Here is an 18,084-nt window from a genome sequence, read left to right as displayed (position 1 = left end):
AATTCTGTACCCTCTGCGCCTCAGCGGTTAATAATTATCTTTCCCAATCATCCCCATCACATTATTCAAATTCTCCGCTAAAGTGGGGTGGGCGATGGGGAGGTGTTGGATCACGTCGGCGGTGATGCCTCCAAGCATGGCCATTTGGATGGCGGCAATGATCTCCCCGCCATCAATTGATAGGATAGTAGCGCCCAGAATCATCCGATTCTCAGGGTTGACCAGCACTTTGAAGAAGCCGCGTTTTTCGTCAACTTCCAAGGGTCTGCCGGCATGTTTCATCCAGTATTTACCTACCTCGTAAGGGATGCCTTTTGCTTTGGCCTGCTGTTCATTTAAGCCCACCCGGGCGAGCTGCGGGTCTATAAAGATGCAATAGGGCATCAACCTATCCACTTTGGAGATCTTTTCCTTCTCGTATACGCATTTAAACACCGTGTGGGCATCATGGTAGGCCATGTGGGTAAAGGGGGTCTCGCCAACTACATCGCCTAGGGCAAATACGCCTTTACAACTGGTCTCATGATATTCATCCACCAGGATATCGCCTTTTTCGTCGGTTTCGATATTGGACTTTTCGAGTTGTAGTTTATCGGTAGAAGGTCTGCGGCCCACTGCCACTAGGAGATGGGAACCATGGACCGTCTCTTTTTGGCCCTCTTTGATATAGGTCACTTCAAGCTTAGGGCCATCTTTCGATACCTTGACCACATTAGAATTGAAACTGGTGGAGATGCCTTCCTCCTGAAAAATCCTGCTTACTTCTTCGCAGACATCCTCATCCTCTTTGGGCACAAGCCTTGGGCCGTTGTCCAAAATAGTGACCTGACTGCCGAATCTGCGGAACATCTGGGCAAACTCAAGCCCAATATATCCGCCACCCATGATGACCAAGTGTTCGGGTGTTTCTTCAAGCTCCATGATAGTAGTGGAGTTTAGGTAGGGAACCTCTTCGATGCCTTCCACATTGGGAATAATCGGCTGGGCGCCGGTGTCGATAAAGACGTGTTCGGCTTCCAGTTCCTCGATGACCTTGCCCTCATGGATTACTTCCACTTTTCGGCAATCTGTAAATCTGGCCATGCCGATGATGATAGTTACGTTCTCGGCTTTAACCAGGGCCTTTTCCGCCCCGCCCCTAAAAAGCTCCACAATATGGTCTTTTCTGGCTTTTATCTTTTTTTGGTCCACCGAATAGTTGGGTACCTCAATCCCAAAGTCGGATGCCCGGCTGACCAGGTGGGCAACCCTTGCAGAAGCTACCATGGTTTTGGTAGGGCTGCATCCATCATTGATGCAGGTGCCGCCTACGACCCTTTTCTCAATCAAGGCGACTTTCTTGCCCAGACTTCCAATTTTCTTGGCCAAAGGCATTCCGGATTGGCCGGCGCCAATGATGATTGCGTCGAATTTCTGCATGTTTCAGGGGATTTAATGGGTAGGGAAACTATTCTGTCACGATCTCAACCCCTTTGTAAAAGGCTATGTGGCCTTTGATATCTTCGGCAGCTGCTTTGGGCTCTGGATAATACCAGGCCGAGTTGTCATTCTGCTCCCCGTTCACCTCAACATGGTAATATTTGGCGTGGCCTTTCCAAGGGCAAGTGCTGGTGTTGGCAGACTCTTTTAAGTACTGCATATTTACAGACTTGGCCGGGAAATAATGATTGTTTTCCAAGAGTATGGTCTCATTGGATTCAGCTAATACGGTGTCCTTCCAGATGGCTTTCATATCAGTAAGGGTTTAGGTTCGGGTTAGAGTTGTAACATAGCCGCAACCAAACTGTTTGGGCTATCCCTGACTTTCTCCAATCAAAAAAACCGTGGGTATTTTATGAAGCTCAATTTTCGATTTTTTCCATTCAGCGATGGTCTTGGTAACGATCATTTCGTCGCTTCCTGTGATGTTTTTGGCAATGCAGAGCCTCGTGTTGGGATGCAGGGTGGTTTTCAGGTCATCCAGCAGGGCGTTGTTCCGAAAAGGGGTTTCCATGAAGATTTGCGTCCTTCTTAATTTCAGCGCTTCCTGTTCGAGGTTTTTGATGGCTTCTATTTTGGCCTTTTTATCTATGGGCAAGTAGCCATGAAAGGCAAAAGACTGCCCGCTAAACCCTGATGCCATCAGGGCCAAAAACATGGACGATGGACCTGTGAGCGGTACCACTCTTATGCCTTTTCTGTGTGCAAAGTCTACCGCTATAGCTCCAGGATCGGCGATCCCCGGGCAACCGGCCTCAGAGACCACCCCCATGTCATGCCCTTCCATGAGGGGCTTCAGGAGCTGATCCAACTGATGAGGTTTGGTTTTCTTATCCAAAATATCCATTTGGAGATCCTCTATGGTTATGCCCAGACGAAGGCTGCTGATATACCTTCTGGCAGTTCTCAGGTTTTCCACCGCATAATGTTGGATATGTGGGAGCAATTCCTTCACTTGAGGGGTAATGACTTTTCCCGCCGTATCCTCGGCCAACACACTGGGAATGAGGTATAGGGTTCCTTTTTTCTTTACCATATCTATTCTTTTTCCAAAAAAGCCCTGATCGTCCTACTTACTGCCTCTGGTTGCTCTGCGTGGAGCCAGTGCCCGGCATTTTTGAGGTGTATGATGTGGCTGTTGGGGAAAAATCTTTCGATGTCTTCCCTGTCTTTTTCCGTGATGTAATCCGAGTTGGCTCCCCCCATGAAAAGGGTGGGCTTGTCAAAGGTGTTGTCTGATTCCAATGCTTTGCCGACCTCCTCAATGTTTTTGGTAATGGTTTGCAAGTTGATTTTCCAAGCAAATCCGCCGTCTTTTCTTGTGAGGTTTTTCATCAAAAACTGGCGGATTGGGGCGGAATTGATATACTTGGCCAACATATCATCGGCATCTTTTCTCGATTTGGCATTTTGGAGATCCACGGCATTGAGGCCCTCCAGGATCCTTTCATGGTGGACGGGGTAGTATCTTGGCGCGATGTCGGCCACGATGAGTTTGTCCACTTTTTCAGGGTAGAGCATGGCAAAATTCATAACGGTCTTGCCTCCCATGGAGTGGCCCATTAAGAATGCACTGTCGAGCCCTTCACTTTCCATAAGTTCTGCGATATCCTGCGCCATTGCCGTATAATTCCATTCTTCGGAATGTGGGGAGTCTCCGTGGTTTCGTTGGTCTACCAGGTATAAGGTGTATTCTTTTTCAAGGTCTCTGGCAATGGTCAGCCAGTTGTCGGCCGAGCCAAATAATCCGTGCAATATGATCAAGGGCTTTCCCTGCCCAATTTTTTTATAATTCAGCTTCATGTTTTATGGTTTATATTTCAAGTTGGCGACGGTACATCTGGATGGTGTTTTCCAAGCCATAATATAGCGCATCGCATATCAGCGCGTGGCCGATTGAAACCTCGTCGATGTAAGGGATTGTTTTTACCAAAAAATTAAGGTTATGAAGATCCAAGTCATGGCCGGCATTTAAACCCAAGCCAAGCTCTTTGGCCAACTCCGAAACCCTCAAATAGGGCTTTATGGCCTCATCCCTGTTTTGGTGGAAGTTTACCGCATAGGGTTCGGTATACAATTCCACTCTGTCAGTACCAGCGGTTTTGGCAGGTTCAAAATACTTTTCTTCCGGGTTGATGAATATCGATACCCGTGTGCCATATTGGTGCAGCTCGGCAATGATATCCTTCAGCATGCTTTGGTGGCTGATGGTGTCCCAGCCTGAGTTGGAGGTAAGCACATGAGGGGGGTCGGGCACCAGGGTGGCCTGGGCCGGTTTGGCTATGCGGATGATCTCCATAAACCTTTCGTCGGGATATCCCTCAATGTTGAATTCGGTGGTCACCACGTCTTTGAGCTTCATCACATCATCATAGCGGATATGCCTTTCGTCAGGTCTTGGGTGGACGGTGATGCCCTGTGCGCCGAATTTCTCAGCATCCAAAGCCACTTTTACCACATCGGGATTATTGCCCCCACGGGCATTTCTCAAAGTGGCAATCTTGTTAATATTTACACTTAGTTTGGTCATTTTGAAGAATTAAAACCCTAATTTTGCTTTAAATTTACACATTTAAACACAAAAATCGGGAAATGAGTCTAAAGCAAAGTGTAGAAAGCGAAATTAAAAAGGCCATGCTGGCTAAGGATAAAGACAGGTTGAGAGCCTTGAGATCGGTCAAATCACTCATCATGCTGGAGGAAACCAAATCCGGTGGGGATAAGGGAATCTCTGAAGATGAGGAGATGAAACTCTTGACCCGTGCGGCCAAGCAGCGAAAAGATTCCGCAGAAATTTACCAGCAACAGAACCGGGAAGACCTGGCTAGTGTTGAGCTTGCGGAATTGGAAGTGATCAACGAATTCTTGCCTAAGCAACTGACCGAGGAAGAGTTAGAAGCAGAGCTGAAGCAGATCATCGCCCAGGTAGGTGCCAATGGTCCCAAGGATATGGGCAAGGTCATGGGTGTGGCTACCAAGCAACTGGCAGGCAAGGCCGATGGCAAATTAATCTCCCAAAAAGTAAAATCTTTATTAGCCTAATATATTGAATACGGTAGACATCATTATCCTTTTTTTATTGCTCCTAGGAACCTTTAGCGGTTACCGAAAGGGGCTATTCATAGGGTTGTTGTCTATCGTTGCTTTTTTTATAGCCATATTGCTGGGCTTCAAATTCATGCATTGGGGAGCCGAGATCCTGGCGCAGAATGTGGAGAGTTTTACCTTCATGCTGCCCTTTGTGGCTTTTATCATCATCTTTTTTGCCGTCACCATCACCCTGAGAATCTTGGCTTATGTGATCAAAAAAGCGATAGATTTTACGCTTTTGGGTTCCTTTGACAATCTTGGCGGTGCGGTATTGGGCTTTTTCAAATGGGCGTTTATGATCAGCCTGCTGTTCTGGGTGGGCAAATCCTTTGAGTACGAGATCCCGGAAAGCCGGGTGGCCGATGCGGTGGTGTACCCATGGATAGCCCCAATAGCCCCGGCTACGGTGGAGGCCCTGGAAACCTACACGCCCATGATTGACCATTCCATTAATTCGATTCGCAAACTTGTAGAGATAGATACCGGTGCTGTTGTTGATAGATAATTTCGATTCGTTTTCCTATATATTGGCTGACTACCTGAGGCAGGCAGGGGCCGAGCTCAAGGTGGTCCGCAATGACGTGTCTCTGGAAGAGCTTCAAAAAGTTTCTTACGAGGCGTTAATCCTCTCCCCAGGTCCGGAAACCCCTAGCCAAGCCGGTAATCTCATGCAGATTTTGGGTTACTACTACGACAAATTGCCGGTACTTGGTATCTGCCTGGGCCATCAGGCGATTGGTGAGTTTTTTGGAGCCAAACTCACCAAGGGAAAAGTGCCTGTGCATGGGAAGGTTCATGAAGTAAGTAAAGTCACCGAACATCCTCTGCTGGATGGTTTACCCGATAGGTTTAAAGTTACCCGTTACCATTCTTTGGAGTTAAAGGGATTGCCAGCTGAACTGCAGGTACTGTTGGAAACCAATTCGGGGGAGGTGATGGCCATTGCGCACCGCGAACTACCCCTAATTGGGATCCAATTTCACCCCGAAGCACATTTGACTGAATATGGGTTGGAGATATTGAGGAATTGGGTTAGGATTTATGTGGAGGAAAAAAGGTTAACCGCAAAAGTAGAGTTACAGCATTAAAATAATAAAGCCGCAAAGGGCGCGGAGAAACGCAAAGGAAATACAAAAAAAACAACCACGCAGGCCCAGAGGAGTTCGCAGAGAAAAAAATAAACCGCAAAGGACGCGGAGGAACGCAAAGAGAATCCAAAAAGAAACCACGGAGACCCAGAGCTCCCAGAGAAAAAAGTCAAACCAAAAAGGATGTGGGAGACACAAAGAAAATTAAACCTCTTCAAGTTTTCTTTGCGAACCTTTTTGCTCTTTGCGGTTAGGTTTTTTGGGTTACTGGTCTGTTTCCCCTTTCTTCGGTCTCCCGTCCTCCGTCTCCCCAACTTTTCTCCCAAATCCAAACAACCCACATCGCAATCACGTTTTATATTATGAATCCAATTTCATATCTTTAAAACCATGCAGGCATACGAATTTATCAATAACATGATTCCCCCATTGAAATTTACTGACAAGGTGAAGATGGCGCTATCGTGGATGGAGGAAATCAGGACCAATGTGTTGCCTGTAGTGCATGAAGGGCAATTTAGGGGTTTGGTGACCGATGAGCAGATTTATAACCTCAACAATCCCGACTTGACTATTCAGGAAGTGGAGATGGAATCTGAGGCCTGCTTTGTGTATAAAGACAAGCATATTTACGATGTGCTCAGGGTGGCTTCCGAATTCCAATCCAACATGGTGGCCGTGATTGATCGTGAAGGTGTGTACCATGGAGTGATCACTTTGGAGGACGCCATATCTGCTTTTGCCGATACGCTTTCTATCCAGTCGCAGGGAGGGGTATTGATCCTTTCCATGTATATGACGGATTACAGCCTGTATGAGATTGCCCGGGTGATAGAGTCGGAAAACGCCAAAATCCTAAGCAGTTTTATAAGCAATGATCCATTGGATGACAGCAAGATCAAAGTGACCCTTAAGGTGGATAAAAGCGAGCTTAGGCACATCAAGGCCACCTTGGAGCGGTTTGGCTACAAAGTCATTGACCACTATCAGGAAGAACCCAGCACAAGCGGTGAACATGACCGACTGGGGAATTTGCTGAGATTTTTGGATATATAGGTAAATTGGCCACAAAGGGCACAAAGTTTTAAAGAAGTAGCACAAAGTTAGGCTGAGGGAATAGAGTAGGCTTCTTAGCGGAGTATTAAAATTATGCGGGTGAAATAATAGGATGAAATGAATGTAACCCTTCACGGGCTGAACTTCCAAAAGGAGTTTGTGCCTTATATTGAACAATTGCTTTCGGTTTTGCATCATCACGGTGCAAAAATTTTTTTTACAGAACCTTTTCATAAATTCTTCAAGAAAACGGGGGCCAAATCCCCTGATTTTGAGGTGCTTTCTAAGGGTAAGCACCTTCAGAGTATGGATTTTATCATATCAGTGGGCGGAGATGGTACTTTTCTTGATACAGTGTCGTGGGTAGGGGCCTACCAGATTCCCATTTTGGGGATCAACACCGGCCGGCTTGGCTTTTTGGCGACAATAGCCAAAGAGGAGGTGGAAAAGGCCATTCAGGTTCTTTTTGAAAAACATTATACGATTGAGGACAGGACCCTGATCGGCCTGGAGACTAACAAGTCACTTTTCAACGGGATCACTTACGGGCTGAATGAGTTTACTATTCACAAGCGTGACACCTCGTCCATGATCACGGTACATACCTATATTGACGGGGAGTATCTCAATAGTTATTGGGCAGATGGGTTGATAGTGTCCACACCTACCGGCAGTACAGGTTACTCGCTGAGCTGTGGAGGTCCGCTGATCACGCCAAGGGCCAAAAACTTTGTTCTAACCCCCGTAAGTCCTCACAATCTTAACGTCAGGCCCATGATTGTGCCGGATGATTGTAAGATCAGCTTTGATATAGAGGGGAGGAGCAAGAAGTTTCTGGTTTCCCTGGACTCCAGGTCCACTGCTGTGGCCGCTGGAATAAAGCTCACAATCAGAAAAGAAGATTTTGTGGCCAAGCTTGTCAAATTCAATGATTACAATTTTTTTGACACCTTGAGGCAAAAGTTGAATTGGGGGTTGGATATGAGGAATTGAGACGGAAGACGGGAGACCGAAGACCGGAGACGGAAAGCCTGGATACCTACTTAGTACCTAGTACTTAGTACAATGACAAAAGACGTCAAAATAAGCTTTTAACATATATTAACCCGGTAAATACCAGGGTAGGTTTTTAATTCGTTTACTACTTTATAAATTGCATCGACTTGAAAAGAGCCAAATTCTATTATGTCTGTTTGGGATTGATTTTAGCAACTTTTGTGCTGTCGCACAAAACCGCTGCTCAACAGTATGAAATTGGTTTCGGACTGGGCGGTTCCACTTATACCGGAGATATGATCCGGCGTATTGATCCCTCACAATCCGGCCTTCAAGGAACGTTGTTTGGCAGACGAAATTTTGACAATGTGTGGAGCTTGCGTGGGGGTCTGGCTATAGGCCGGCTCAACGCCACGGACAGCATCCGCCCGATTGATCCGATGGCCCTGGAAAGAAATGCCGCATTTAGGGGAACCTTAGTGGAAACCCACCTGATGATGGAATATTACTTTCTGGACTTTCTCAATCCACAGTCCACAGTGAGGTTTTCCCCATTTGCCATGTTCGGCTTTGGGTTCGCCTTCTTCATGGGCAAGGAAGATCAACTGGGTTTCAACAACACCAATTACTATGTAGGCACACCGGTAATCCCGTTTGGGCTGGGGGTAAAATACCAGCTGAAGGACAGGCTGTTCATGACCCTGGAATTTGGGGCTCGGGCAACTTTCACGGATTATCTAGACCGGATTGAGCACAATCCGGAATATTTCCAACCACGCGCCGTTCCAATAGGCGGTGGAGAATACATAACCAATCCTAACACCTATACCTTCGGAGATAGGGATAATAAGGACTGGTATTACTTTTTAGGCGTCACCGTCAGTTACTCCTTCCATCAAGTCAAATGCTTTAATTTTAATTAATTGGCTATATAAAATAGATAATTGAAAAAGAAATAGCATTTTTGTACCCTGAATTTTAGAAGACAGGAACAAAAAGGAATGATAGAAGCGATTGACAAGGACAACATCCCCCGTCATATAGCTGTCATCATGGATGGCAACGGGAGATGGGCACAAAAGAAAGGTGCAATGCGGATATTTGGGCACAAAAACGCCCTAACTGCCGTAAAGGACACTATCGAGGGTGCCAGTGACCTAGGTGTAGAATACCTGACCCTGTATGCATTTTCGACCGAAAACTGGTCAAGACCCAAAGACGAAGTCAATGCCTTGATGGAGCTTTTGGTCAATACCATTGCCGGCGAGGTGCCCAACATGATGGAAAACAACATCCGTCTCATCTCTATAGGGGATATTAAGAGCCTTCCCCGAAAATGCCAGAAAAACCTTCAGGACGCAAAAGATAAAACCTCCCACAATACGGGTTTGACCGTGGTGCTGGCTTTGAGCTATAGTGGGCGCTGGGAAATCCAGGAGGCGGTAAAACAGATTGTCAAAAAAGTCGCTGATCAAAAACTGTGTGCAGAAGAGATCACTCAAGAGCTGATTTCCGAACATTTGAACACCAAGGGGCTGCCTGATCCGGAATTGTTGATCAGGACCAGCGGGGAGCTGAGGACAAGTAATTTCCTCATTTGGCAGATGGCATATACAGAGCTTTATTTCACAGAGGTGCTCTGGCCGGACTTTAGAAAAGAACATTTGTTCGAGGCCGTATTGGATTACCAAAAAAGAGAAAGACGTTTTGGCAAGACCGGAGCGCAGATTAAATCATAATTTGATGAAAAGAATTTTAATAGTCTTACTTTTCCTTATCTATGCGGGAAACACCTTCGGCCAGATTCGCCTGGGACAAAGCAGGTTCACCCCACAGAAGCCGGTAGACATATTACAATTAGATTATACCAAACCCCAAAGTTTTACCATTGCCGGCATTTCCGCGGTGGGTCTGACCACCTTGGATGAGAATGCTATTATCTCTCTTTCGGGCTTGCGCGTTGGTGACAAGATCAGCGTGCCGGGCGATGAGGTTTCCGCAGCTTTGAAAAAGCTCTGGGGTCAAGGGATTATCGGTGACGTGAAAATCTTGGTGACCAAGATCGAAGGTGAGGATATCCATTTGTTGTTGGAACTTACTGAACGACCAAGGTTCAGTAGGGTAGAATTCACCGGAGTGAACAAAACTCAGGAAAGTGAGCTAAGGGATAAGATCAAAATTAGGGGTAGGGTAGTGCGTGATGATGTGTTGAACAACGCCCAGCGTAATATCAGACAGTATTTTGTAGACAAGGGTTTTCTCAATACCGAGGTCAAAGTTACCCAAGTAAGGGATGAGACCCTACCTAACAGCGTTCTTTTAAGATTTGATGTTGTCAAGAACTCCAAAGTAAGAATCAACGAAATCAGCATTTCCGGAAATGAGAACATCTCTGACGGAAGAATTAAGAGAAAGCTGAAAAATACCAATGAGCACGCCCGTGTTCATATTTTCAAAGACATTTACTCTAGACTTACCAATGCAAGGCCTAGAGATGTAAAAGAAGCTATCGCCTACAGAAACCCGGTTTCTGACGAAGACGTGAAGCTTTACATGAACAAAAACTTCAAACTTAACTTCTTCAACTCATCCAAATATGTCGCTAAGGATTTTAGGGACGATAGAGAGAGCCTGATCAATTTCTACCAAACCAGAGGCTATAGGGATGCCGCAGTGTTGAGAGATACTGTTTATAGCTTTGGTAAAAATACGATCAACATCGATATCGATGTTGAGGAAGGACATCAGTATTATTATAGAAATATCACCTTCACGGGTAACTATATCCATGATGATGAAGTGTTGAGAACCAAATTGGGAATCAGCAAAGGTGATATATATAATAAAGAGAGATTGGAGAAACGCTTAAACTATGATCCGCAGAGAGGTGATGATGTCAGCTCCCTGTATCAGGATGACGGTTATCTTTTCTTCCAGATTGATCCAGTTGAGGTAAATGTGCAGGCCGATTCCATTGATATAGAAATGAGAATCTTTGAAGGTCCGCAGGTTACTGTAAACAGTGTGGCTATAGAAGGTAACGAGCGTACGTCTGATCACGTGGTGATGAGGGAGATCAAAATTCTTCCTGGTCAGAAATTCAACAGAGCCGCACTGGTAAGAACTATCAGGGAACTTTCCCAATTGGGTTACTTTGATCCAGAAACGATTGATCCGGATATGCGTCCTAATTTTGAAGATGCTACGGTGGATATCATTTTCAAACTAGAGGAAAGACCAAATGACCAGATCGAACTTTCTGGTGGTTGGGGAGGATTCTTCGGATTTGTAGGTACTGTCGGATTGGTCTTCAATAACTTCTCGGTAAAAAATATCGGTAACTTCAGCAAGTGGAGACCGCTTCCGGTAGGGGATGGGCAAAAGCTTTCTTTGAGAGTACAAGCAAATGGTCCAAACTTCCAAAACTATAGTTTCTCACTTACCGAACCTTGGTTTGGTGGCAAGAAGCCAAACGCATTAAGTTTTAGTGTCAATCACTCCATACAGCGTCAGATGAACTGGGGCGGCATGGGTATGGGTGGCATGATGGGCATGGGTGGCATGGGTATGGGTATGGGAATGCCCGGTGGTCCAGGCTTCGGAGAAGAGTTGGGTTATTTTAAAATCACCGGTGCGACCTTGGGTCTTGCCAGAAGGGTGACATGGCCTGATGATTATTTTTTCTTCAGTAACTCGCTGCAGTTCCAGGTTTATGAATTCAATGAATTTGGAAACATGTTTGGCCTAAGCTATAATACAGGTAGGGCTAACAGTTTGAACTGGAACACTACCATATCAAGGAACAACGTGGATAGCCCAATCTTCCCAAGGTTTGGTTCCAACATTTCCTTGAGTACGGACTTTACTCCTCCTTATGCTACTTTGAATCCAAATGTAAACCGTGAATCTCCAGATGAGGAAAGGTTCCAGTGGTTGGAATATCACAAATGGATGTTTGATGCGACTTTCTATACTCCGGTACTGGGTCTCAACAAACTTGTGGTGAGTGCCAGAACGCACATGGGTTTCTTGGGATCATATGGCGACGGAGTAGGGATCATCCCACTTGAAAGGTTCGTGATGGGTGGTGATGGTATGACCTTCAACAACTTTGCACTGGGTAGAGAGATCATTGGTTTGAGAGGTTATGAAAACCAATCCATAGTAGGGACCAACCAAATGGGCCGACCTGGACAAGGTGGTGGCGGTGTTGCCTATAACAAACATGTGATGGAACTTAGATTCCTGGTTTCACCAAACCCATCTGCGACGATTTTCCTTTTAGGATTTGCTGAAGCGGGTAACGTGTGGGGCGACTATGCTGACTTCAACCCTTATAACCTGAAAAAATCAGCAGGTTTTGGTGCGAGGATCTTTATGCCAGCCTTCGGTCTTCTAGGGATTGATTGGGGTTACGGATTTGACCCGATGCCTGGTCAACAGCAGCCAAGTGGAGGACAATTCCACTTTACCATCGGGCAACAGTTTAGATAAAATATGTTAAATCGTCTAAAATTATTACTTTTGTTCTGCATATTTTCGTTTGCTTCTTATGGGCAGAAAATAGGCTATGTAGACTCGGAGTATATTTTAAACAAACATCCAGAATACAAAGAAGTACAAAGCGAAATGGAGGCCATCGGCTCAGAGTGGCGCAAGGAAGCGAAAGCGCTGACAGATGAAATCCGTGAGATGTACAATGCCCTCAAAGCGGAAGAAGTCCTGCTTACGGAAGAGATGTACGAAGAAAGGCTAGGTTTGATCAAAGAAAAAGAAAAAGCCGCCAACGCATTCAACAGCCGTGTTTTTGGTGCCAACGGGCAGTATTACCAAAAACAGGCCGAATTGCTTCAGCCGCTGCAGTCAAAGATATTTGACGCCATAGAGCGGGTGAGCAGGAGAAATGGGTTGGCCATCCTGTTTGACAAAGCCTCCAGTCTTTCGATGATTTACACCGATCCGAGGCATGATTATTCGGAATTTGTAATTGAAGAATTAGGATTAGAAGAAAACTAAAATAAACAACAAATTAAAACCTAGACTATGAAAGCAAGAATTATCCTTTCAGCTATCGCTGTATTTTGCTTAGGATTTGTGGCTCAAGCCCAACAAGATTTAAAAATCGGATACACTAACATTGATTACCTGATGGATTTGATGCCAGAAATGGAGCAAATCGGCGCTGATATTCAAGATTACAGTACTCAATTGGGAACTCAAATGCAGACTAAGCAGCAGGACTTCCAAAGACAAGTACAGACTTACCAGCAGTCTGCTCAAACTATGACTGAAGAGGCCAGAGCACAAAAAGAGCAGGAGCTTCAGAAGATGTCTGAAGAAATCCAGCGTTATGAGAGAGATGCTCAGTCTTCTTACCAAAGAAAACTTCAGGAGCTTCTTGAGCCGGTACAGACTAAAGTATTCAATGCTATCAACTCTGTAGCTGCTGAGAACAACTACACGCACGTATTCTCTGAAACTGCGGGTCAGGCCCCAGTATTGCTTTACACTAGAGATGATGACAACTTCACTGAGCTGGTATTAGCCAAGCTTGGTATCTCTGCACCAGCTGACGGACAGCCTACTCCAGGCCAGAATGTACCAGCTCCAGGTCAGAACCAGCAGTAAGATAATCTGACATAATATAGAAGCCGATCATGAAAATGATCGGCTTTTTCCGTTTTTACCTAGGATCTCATGAGTCCGTAGTAGAATATCCTTGCGTAAATCCCATAATCCAGGCCACAGGCTACTTAAACCCTTAAACCTCCCCCGATAGGATGTTTTTATTCACCCATTCGATTTCCTCCTCACGAATGGTGTGTTGGGGGTCTTCAAAGATTAAGGTTTTGACTTGGGCGCCCATTTCTTTCATGAGCTTGGCTGACTCCTGAATTCGGCTCAGCGGGACATGCATGTCTTGTTTGCTGCTCCCGATAAATACGTTAGTCCCGGCAAAATCCCCCTTGTACTTTTCCTTACGGATCTTTTCGCCTATCAGACCACCGGTGAAGGCAATCACCCCACCGTATTTGGTGGCATTTTGGGTGGCATAGTCCAAAGCCAAACAGGCTCCTTGGGAGAAACCGATGAAGTAGATGTCCTCCGTTTTAAAGCCCTGATCCAAGCATTCTTTTACCAGACTTTGAAGCTGTTGGATGGCTTGGCTGAAAGCAGGTTCGTTTTGGGCATCAGGGGCCATGAAGCTGTAGGGGTACCAAGTATTGTTTTGAGCATTGGGGGCGAGCAAAGCAAAGCCTTCAAGATGCAAATAATCCTTGAGACTAAGAATGCTGTTTGCATTGGCACCTCTGCCGTGTATCAAGATGGCTACCTTATTGGCTTCCTCCAATGAAAGTCCTTCTCGGCTGATTTCAGTCATATTGGTTTATATTTAATTTCACTTCTGGAAGTTGGGATTCGATCTTTTGGCGCTGCGGCTCTACCCAAGATGGGAGTTTCAACGCTTCGCCCAAATGCTCGACTTCTTCATCCACGGCAAAGCCTGGCTCGTCGGTGGCAATTTCAAACAACACCCCTCCTGGCTCTCTGTAGTAAATTGATTTGAAGTAATTTCTATCTTTGACCTCAGTCACCTGCACGCCATTTTCCATAAGCTTACGCTGAATTTTAAGCTGGGTGTCTTCATTGTCAGTTCTAAAAGCAATGTGGTGCACTGTTCCGGCGCTTTGCATACCCGGTCTGCCGCTTTTGTCCAATACAATGTCAATGATATCTCCCGGCTCGCCTTTAGTGCCATAGCGGTACCTTCCATTTTCCTCTCCTATAAAGCGGTAGTCCATCAGTTCGGTCAAAAGCTTCTCTGTAAGGTCTTTTGCCCGTAGGTTAAGGGTTGCCCCATAAAAACCTAAGATGGCCTTGTCGGCAGGGATATGGCCATATGTCCAGGGTTTCCTGCTGTCCTTGTCCGTGGCAATCAATTCTATTCCCAGGCCATCATGATCTTCAAACCTGATCAAAGCCTCCCCAAAGCGGGTTTGCTCATCAGAGTAGGTCACCTGATATTTATCCAGCCTAGACTTCCAGTATTCCAGTGCATCTTTGGGAATGGAAAATGCCGTATAGGTCAGTTCTCCTGCACCCTTGGTGCCTTTCCTGGCCCCCTTGAATGGGAAGAAGGTCAGGATCGTGCTTGGGCTTCCCAGTTCGTCGCCGTAGTACAAATGGTACACGTCCGGGGCGTCAAAGTTGATGGTCTTTTTCACCATCCTCAAACCGAGGATTCCGGTGTAAAAATCAACGTTCTTCTGAGGATCTCCTGCGATGGCTGTGATATGGTGGATTCCGGTTACAAGTGGGGTCATGGTAGGGGTAAATTTAAGAACCACAGAGGACCAGAGTCTTGGAGAAATTTTTGTTTATTTCTTTGTGTCCTCTGATTCTCTGCGGTTGAATTTTATGATTTGAATTAGTCCTTAAGCAACTGTACGCTGGCTAATAGCTTGATCTGGTCGCCTACGACTACGCTACCTGCTTCAGTGACAGGTGACCAGGTAAGGCCGAATTCTTTTCTGCTGATCTTACCTTCTAACTCAAAACCTGCCTTAGTGTTTCCGTATGCATCGTCGGCTACTCCACCGAAATCTACAGCCAATTCTACCGGCTTGGTTACATCCTTAATAGTAAGGTCACCCTTCAATACATCACCTACCAATACTCCGTTGGTGAACTTCAAATCAGGGTATTTTTCTGCATCGAAGAAATCTGCTGACTTCAAGTGGGCATCTCTGTCGTCCTGGTTGGTATTGATACTGTCGATTTTGGCAGTAAACTCAACTTTGGAATCCTTGAAATCACCGTTAGGCGATTCTACCATTCCTTCGAATGATTTGAAGTATCCAGTTACAGTTGAGATTACCAGGTGTTTCACTTTGAAAGAAACTTCTGAATGTGTTGGGTCGATAGTCCATTTTGTAGTACTCATCTTGTGCTGTTTGTTTTTAGGTGTTTACAATAATTGTCTATACATATAATAGGTAAAATTTTTTTACCCTCTTAATTTGTCCAATAAGTCATTTAATCGGTCAAGCTCCTGTTCATCCAGTTGGAGGATCTGGCGGTTGAATTGGTTCACTTGCTCTTCAAGTTCAGCAAGCATTTTCAGGCCTTCTTCGGTGATGGTAATATCCACCTGACGGCGGTCAGTTGGGCATTCACTTCTCCTGACCAATTCTTTTTGCTTCAGCTTCTCCACCAGCCGAGACGCATTCGACATTTTGTTCAGCATTCTGTCTTGAATGGTCGAAACGGTAACCGGCTCAGGGTGCATGCCTCTAAGGATTCTGAGCACGTTGTACTGCTCTGGTGACAATCCGTATGGCTTAAACAGTTTGCCTTGGTGCGACACGATATAGCTGTTGGTATAAAGCAGGTTTACCAAGGCCTTATTGTATGGGTCTTTAAATTTCTTCTGCTTTATAGCCTCTTCTATCTTCATGTCTTTTTAGTGTATTTAATGTATATACATTTAATTCACCTGTAAAGTTTCAAAATATTAAGTTTTTTTCAAAATTTTTTGATGTCGGATGCTCGATGTCCGATGTCCGAAGAGGAAATGGGCCACAAAGAACACGAAGTTTCCACGAAGTTTCACAAAGGCTACTTCGCGGAGAAAAATTTAATGTACTACATCTGACATCCGACATCCGACATCGGGCATCCGACATTTTCACCAATCGAGGCCGGGTTGCTTGATGGTGGTGTTTTCTTCTTTTTTCTTTTGATCAACAATGATTTTTACATCTTCCAGTAGCTTTTTGGCGTCATAGACTATGCCGTCCTTGACGGTGTACTTCACTCCGCCTACACGGACGGGTTCGTTGTTTTCGTCTATCCGAATGGCTCCGGTGCCATAGAGGACTTTCAGGTTCTGTAAAGGATTTTCCTCCAGAATCACGAAATCCGCCAGTTTACCTACTTCAACAGTACCGATTTTATCCTCCCAGCCCAAAGCCTCCGCTCCATACATGGTGGCAGACCTGATGACCTCGAGTGGATGAAAACCGGCTTCTCTTAAAAGCTCAAGCTCGCGGATAAAAGCAAAACCGTACAGTTGATAAATAAAACCCGAATCGGAGCCTGCAGTAACCCTGCCACCACGGTTTTTGTAGTCGTTGACAAAATCCATCCAGATTCTGTAGTTTTCCTTCCACTGGATTTCCTCTTCGGTACCCCAGTCAAACCAGTAGCTTCCATGTGATTCCCGGCTGGGCTGGTAGAATTTCCACAGTGAGGGTAGGGTGTAGGTATCGTGCCATTCGGCCCTTCGGGTACGCATCAGGTCCCGGTTTGCCTCATAGATATTGAATGTGGGGTCAATGGTGAAATCCAGTTCCAAAAGTTCCTTGATGACTTGCTCGTATTTCTCAGAACCCCGATTGGCAGCCTGCTTCCAAAGCTTTCCAGCATCTGCAAACCGGTGTTGCTCGTTTTGGTAGTTGAAGTCCAGTCGGTAATCCTGAATGGTGCGGTCGCTAAAAAGTGCTTCTGGCAATCCGTACCAATGCTCCATGGTAGTCAATCCGGCTCTGGCAGAGTGGAGGACATTCCAGCGTGCCACGTCCATCTGGGCATGGTGCATGGCTGACCGCAGACCGATTTTCTTGTTCTCCTCCATAGCCGCCTGCATCACTTCGGGTTTTGCACCAAAGAATTTGATGCCATCCGCGCCTTTTTTGGCATTTTCATTTACCCAATCTCTTGCCTCCTGGGCATTGGATATGGTCTTGCCTGCTCCCTGGCCGAAGCTGGTGTAGGCAAATATCCTGGGGGCAGTGATGCTGTTGTTTGCTGATTTGCTTTTGTGTTCAAGCACCCAATCCAAGCCGTTTCCAGCGGATGGGTCGCGGATGGTGGTGATGCCGTGAGCCATCCAGAGCTTGAAAACATACTCTGCCGGAGTGCCTTGGCCTCGTCCGCCAATATGCCCATGCATATCCACAAAGCCCGGAAGGAGATAATGCCCCTCTAAATCTAATACCTCATCATTCTCTCCAGCTTGTGGTCTTCTTTCATCCTTTATTTCCAATCCCGGATAGCCGACAGTTCTGATTTCTTTGATGATGTTTTGCTCAACCACTATATCTACTGGTCCCATCGGGGGAGCGCCAGTGCCATCCACGAGGGTGACTCCGCGGATAATGAGCCTGTCATAGGGTCCCTCGCCTTCGGCACGGTCAGGAGAAGGTGTTACCTGGGCTTGCAGGGCTGCGCTAATTATAAATAGAAAAGCTGATAGTACGTGTTTTCTCATAGGATCTTGATTGAAGGGCTTAATTTAAGGTTTCTTGTTGCAGAATGAAAACCGGTTGTAAAACAATTAAAATGTTTGAATTTACTATCTTTATCAAAAAGA

General features: G+C 45.8%; 20 protein-coding genes. 10 read left to right on the top strand and 10 right to left on the bottom strand.

What is annotated here, in order from left to right; all coding sequences use genetic code 11:
- Positions 1-27: 27 nt before the first annotated feature.
- The 5 genes from KI659_RS09885 to KI659_RS09865 are packed head-to-tail and all read right to left on the bottom strand — an operon-like array spanning position 28 to position 4,009.
- A complete protein-coding gene (locus KI659_RS09885; RefSeq protein WP_213945183.1) occupies positions 28-1,419 on the bottom strand; it encodes a mercuric reductase in 1,392 nt (463 codons plus the stop codon).
- A 28-nt stretch (positions 1,420-1,447) separates the two neighbouring features.
- Complete coding sequence (locus tag KI659_RS09880; protein WP_213945182.1) at positions 1,448-1,732, bottom strand: DUF427 domain-containing protein; 285 nt, start codon at positions 1,730-1,732, stop codon at positions 1,448-1,450.
- 60 nt (positions 1,733-1,792) lie between these two features.
- Positions 1,793-2,515 (bottom strand): SAM-dependent methyltransferase, encoded by a 723-nt coding sequence (locus KI659_RS09875; protein ID WP_213945181.1) that lies wholly within the window; start codon positions 2,513-2,515, stop codon positions 1,793-1,795.
- Between the two features lie 2 nt (positions 2,516-2,517).
- Positions 2,518-3,282 carry an alpha/beta fold hydrolase gene (locus KI659_RS09870; RefSeq protein WP_213945180.1) on the bottom strand — a complete coding sequence of 255 codons (765 nt, stop codon included), beginning with the start codon at positions 3,280-3,282 and terminating at the stop codon, positions 2,518-2,520.
- A gap of 10 nt (positions 3,283-3,292) precedes the next feature.
- The gene (locus KI659_RS09865; protein WP_213945179.1) at positions 3,293-4,009 is read right to left on the bottom strand and encodes a pyridoxine 5'-phosphate synthase; all 717 of its coding nucleotides are present in this window, start codon (positions 4,007-4,009) and stop codon (positions 3,293-3,295) included.
- A 62-nt stretch (positions 4,010-4,071) separates the two neighbouring features.
- On the opposite strand from KI659_RS09865, the gene KI659_RS09860 reads away from it, so the two are divergent.
- From KI659_RS09860 to KI659_RS09815, 10 genes are all read left to right on the top strand, one after another.
- Positions 4,072-4,521: a GatB/YqeY domain-containing protein gene (locus tag KI659_RS09860; protein WP_213945178.1), complete on the top strand. Its 450-nt coding sequence runs from the start codon at positions 4,072-4,074 to the stop codon at positions 4,519-4,521.
- A 4-nt stretch (positions 4,522-4,525) separates the two neighbouring features.
- Positions 4,526-5,074, top strand: coding sequence for a CvpA family protein (locus tag KI659_RS09855; RefSeq protein WP_213945177.1), 549 nt, complete (start codon positions 4,526-4,528; stop codon positions 5,072-5,074).
- Positions 5,055-5,657: an anthranilate synthase component II gene (locus tag KI659_RS09850; protein WP_213945176.1), complete on the top strand. Its 603-nt coding sequence runs from the start codon at positions 5,055-5,057 to the stop codon at positions 5,655-5,657. The genes KI659_RS09855 and KI659_RS09850 overlap by 20 nt, the downstream gene beginning before the upstream one ends.
- Before the next feature lie 390 nt (positions 5,658-6,047).
- The gene (locus tag KI659_RS09845; RefSeq protein ID WP_213945175.1) at positions 6,048-6,713 is read left to right on the top strand and encodes a CBS domain-containing protein; all 666 of its coding nucleotides are present in this window, start codon (positions 6,048-6,050) and stop codon (positions 6,711-6,713) included.
- 117 nt (positions 6,714-6,830) lie between these two features.
- Positions 6,831-7,706: an NAD kinase gene (locus tag KI659_RS09840; protein ID WP_213945174.1), complete on the top strand. Its 876-nt coding sequence runs from the start codon at positions 6,831-6,833 to the stop codon at positions 7,704-7,706.
- Between the two features lie 170 nt (positions 7,707-7,876).
- The gene (gene porG / locus KI659_RS09835; RefSeq protein WP_213945173.1) at positions 7,877-8,632 is read left to right on the top strand and encodes a type IX secretion system protein PorG; all 756 of its coding nucleotides are present in this window, start codon (positions 7,877-7,879) and stop codon (positions 8,630-8,632) included.
- Between the two features lie 48 nt (positions 8,633-8,680).
- Entirely contained in the window at positions 8,681-9,448 is a 768-nt protein-coding gene (locus tag KI659_RS09830) for an isoprenyl transferase (protein WP_262898491.1), read from the top strand.
- A gap of 4 nt (positions 9,449-9,452) precedes the next feature.
- On the top strand, positions 9,453-12,203 hold the full coding sequence (locus KI659_RS09825; protein WP_213945171.1) for a BamA/OMP85 family outer membrane protein: 2,751 nt from the start codon (positions 9,453-9,455) through the stop codon (positions 12,201-12,203).
- 3 nt (positions 12,204-12,206) lie between these two features.
- Complete coding sequence (locus tag KI659_RS09820) at positions 12,207-12,725, top strand: OmpH family outer membrane protein (protein WP_213945170.1); 519 nt, start codon at positions 12,207-12,209, stop codon at positions 12,723-12,725.
- Between the two features lie 27 nt (positions 12,726-12,752).
- Positions 12,753-13,337 carry an OmpH family outer membrane protein gene (locus tag KI659_RS09815; RefSeq protein WP_213945169.1) on the top strand — a complete coding sequence of 195 codons (585 nt, stop codon included), beginning with the start codon at positions 12,753-12,755 and terminating at the stop codon, positions 13,335-13,337.
- Between the two features lie 133 nt (positions 13,338-13,470).
- On the opposite strand, the gene KI659_RS09810 is transcribed toward KI659_RS09815, so the two are convergent.
- From KI659_RS09810 to KI659_RS09790, 5 genes are all read right to left on the bottom strand, one after another.
- Complete coding sequence (locus tag KI659_RS09810) at positions 13,471-14,091, bottom strand: alpha/beta hydrolase (RefSeq protein ID WP_213945168.1); 621 nt, start codon at positions 14,089-14,091, stop codon at positions 13,471-13,473.
- Complete coding sequence (locus KI659_RS09805; protein WP_213945167.1) at positions 14,084-15,034, bottom strand: ring-cleaving dioxygenase; 951 nt, start codon at positions 15,032-15,034, stop codon at positions 14,084-14,086. Before KI659_RS09805 ends, KI659_RS09810 begins: the two co-directional genes overlap by 8 nt.
- A 104-nt stretch (positions 15,035-15,138) precedes the next feature.
- Positions 15,139-15,654, bottom strand: a complete 516-nt coding sequence (locus tag KI659_RS09800; protein ID WP_213945166.1) for a YceI family protein — start codon at positions 15,652-15,654, stop codon at positions 15,139-15,141.
- 63 nt (positions 15,655-15,717) lie between these two features.
- Positions 15,718-16,167, bottom strand: a complete 450-nt coding sequence (locus KI659_RS09795) for a MarR family winged helix-turn-helix transcriptional regulator (RefSeq protein WP_213945165.1) — start codon at positions 16,165-16,167, stop codon at positions 15,718-15,720.
- 231 nt (positions 16,168-16,398) lie between these two features.
- Positions 16,399-17,982: an amidohydrolase family protein gene (locus tag KI659_RS09790; protein WP_213945164.1), complete on the bottom strand. Its 1,584-nt coding sequence runs from the start codon at positions 17,980-17,982 to the stop codon at positions 16,399-16,401.
- Positions 17,983-18,084: the final 102 nt, after the last annotated feature.

It is taken from the genome of Litoribacter ruber, from assembly GCF_018449405.1.
Lineage (GTDB): Bacteria > Bacteroidota > Bacteroidia > Cytophagales > Cyclobacteriaceae > Litoribacter > Litoribacter ruber.
The sequence above is the reverse complement of the archived record's forward strand: the minus strand, read 5'-3'. Positions and strand labels throughout refer to the sequence as shown.

Coding starts and splice junctions, on each gene's coding strand:
- KI659_RS09885 (WP_213945183.1), bottom strand. CDS start 1,419: ATGCAGAAATTCGACGCAATCATCATTGGCGCCGGCCAATCCGGAATG.
- KI659_RS09880 (WP_213945182.1), bottom strand. CDS start 1,732: ATGAAAGCCATCTGGAAGGACACCGTATTAGCTGAATCCAATGAGACC.
- KI659_RS09875 (WP_213945181.1), bottom strand. CDS start 2,515: ATGGTAAAGAAAAAAGGAACCCTATACCTCATTCCCAGTGTGTTGGCC.
- KI659_RS09870 (WP_213945180.1), bottom strand. CDS start 3,282: ATGAAGCTGAATTATAAAAAAATTGGGCAGGGAAAGCCCTTGATCATA.
- KI659_RS09865 (WP_213945179.1), bottom strand. CDS start 4,009: ATGACCAAACTAAGTGTAAATATTAACAAGATTGCCACTTTGAGAAAT.
- KI659_RS09860 (WP_213945178.1), top strand. CDS start 4,072: ATGAGTCTAAAGCAAAGTGTAGAAAGCGAAATTAAAAAGGCCATGCTG.
- KI659_RS09845 (WP_213945175.1), top strand. CDS start 6,048: ATGCAGGCATACGAATTTATCAATAACATGATTCCCCCATTGAAATTT.
- KI659_RS09840 (WP_213945174.1), top strand. CDS start 6,831: ATGAATGTAACCCTTCACGGGCTGAACTTCCAAAAGGAGTTTGTGCCT.
- KI659_RS09825 (WP_213945171.1), top strand. CDS start 9,453: ATGAAAAGAATTTTAATAGTCTTACTTTTCCTTATCTATGCGGGAAAC.
- KI659_RS09820 (WP_213945170.1), top strand. CDS start 12,207: ATGTTAAATCGTCTAAAATTATTACTTTTGTTCTGCATATTTTCGTTT.
- KI659_RS09815 (WP_213945169.1), top strand. CDS start 12,753: ATGAAAGCAAGAATTATCCTTTCAGCTATCGCTGTATTTTGCTTAGGA.
- KI659_RS09810 (WP_213945168.1), bottom strand. CDS start 14,091: ATGACTGAAATCAGCCGAGAAGGACTTTCATTGGAGGAAGCCAATAAG.
- KI659_RS09805 (WP_213945167.1), bottom strand. CDS start 15,034: ATGACCCCACTTGTAACCGGAATCCACCATATCACAGCCATCGCAGGA.
- KI659_RS09800 (WP_213945166.1), bottom strand. CDS start 15,654: ATGAGTACTACAAAATGGACTATCGACCCAACACATTCAGAAGTTTCT.
- KI659_RS09795 (WP_213945165.1), bottom strand. CDS start 16,167: ATGAAGATAGAAGAGGCTATAAAGCAGAAGAAATTTAAAGACCCATAC.
- KI659_RS09790 (WP_213945164.1), bottom strand. CDS start 17,982: ATGAGAAAACACGTACTATCAGCTTTTCTATTTATAATTAGCGCAGCC.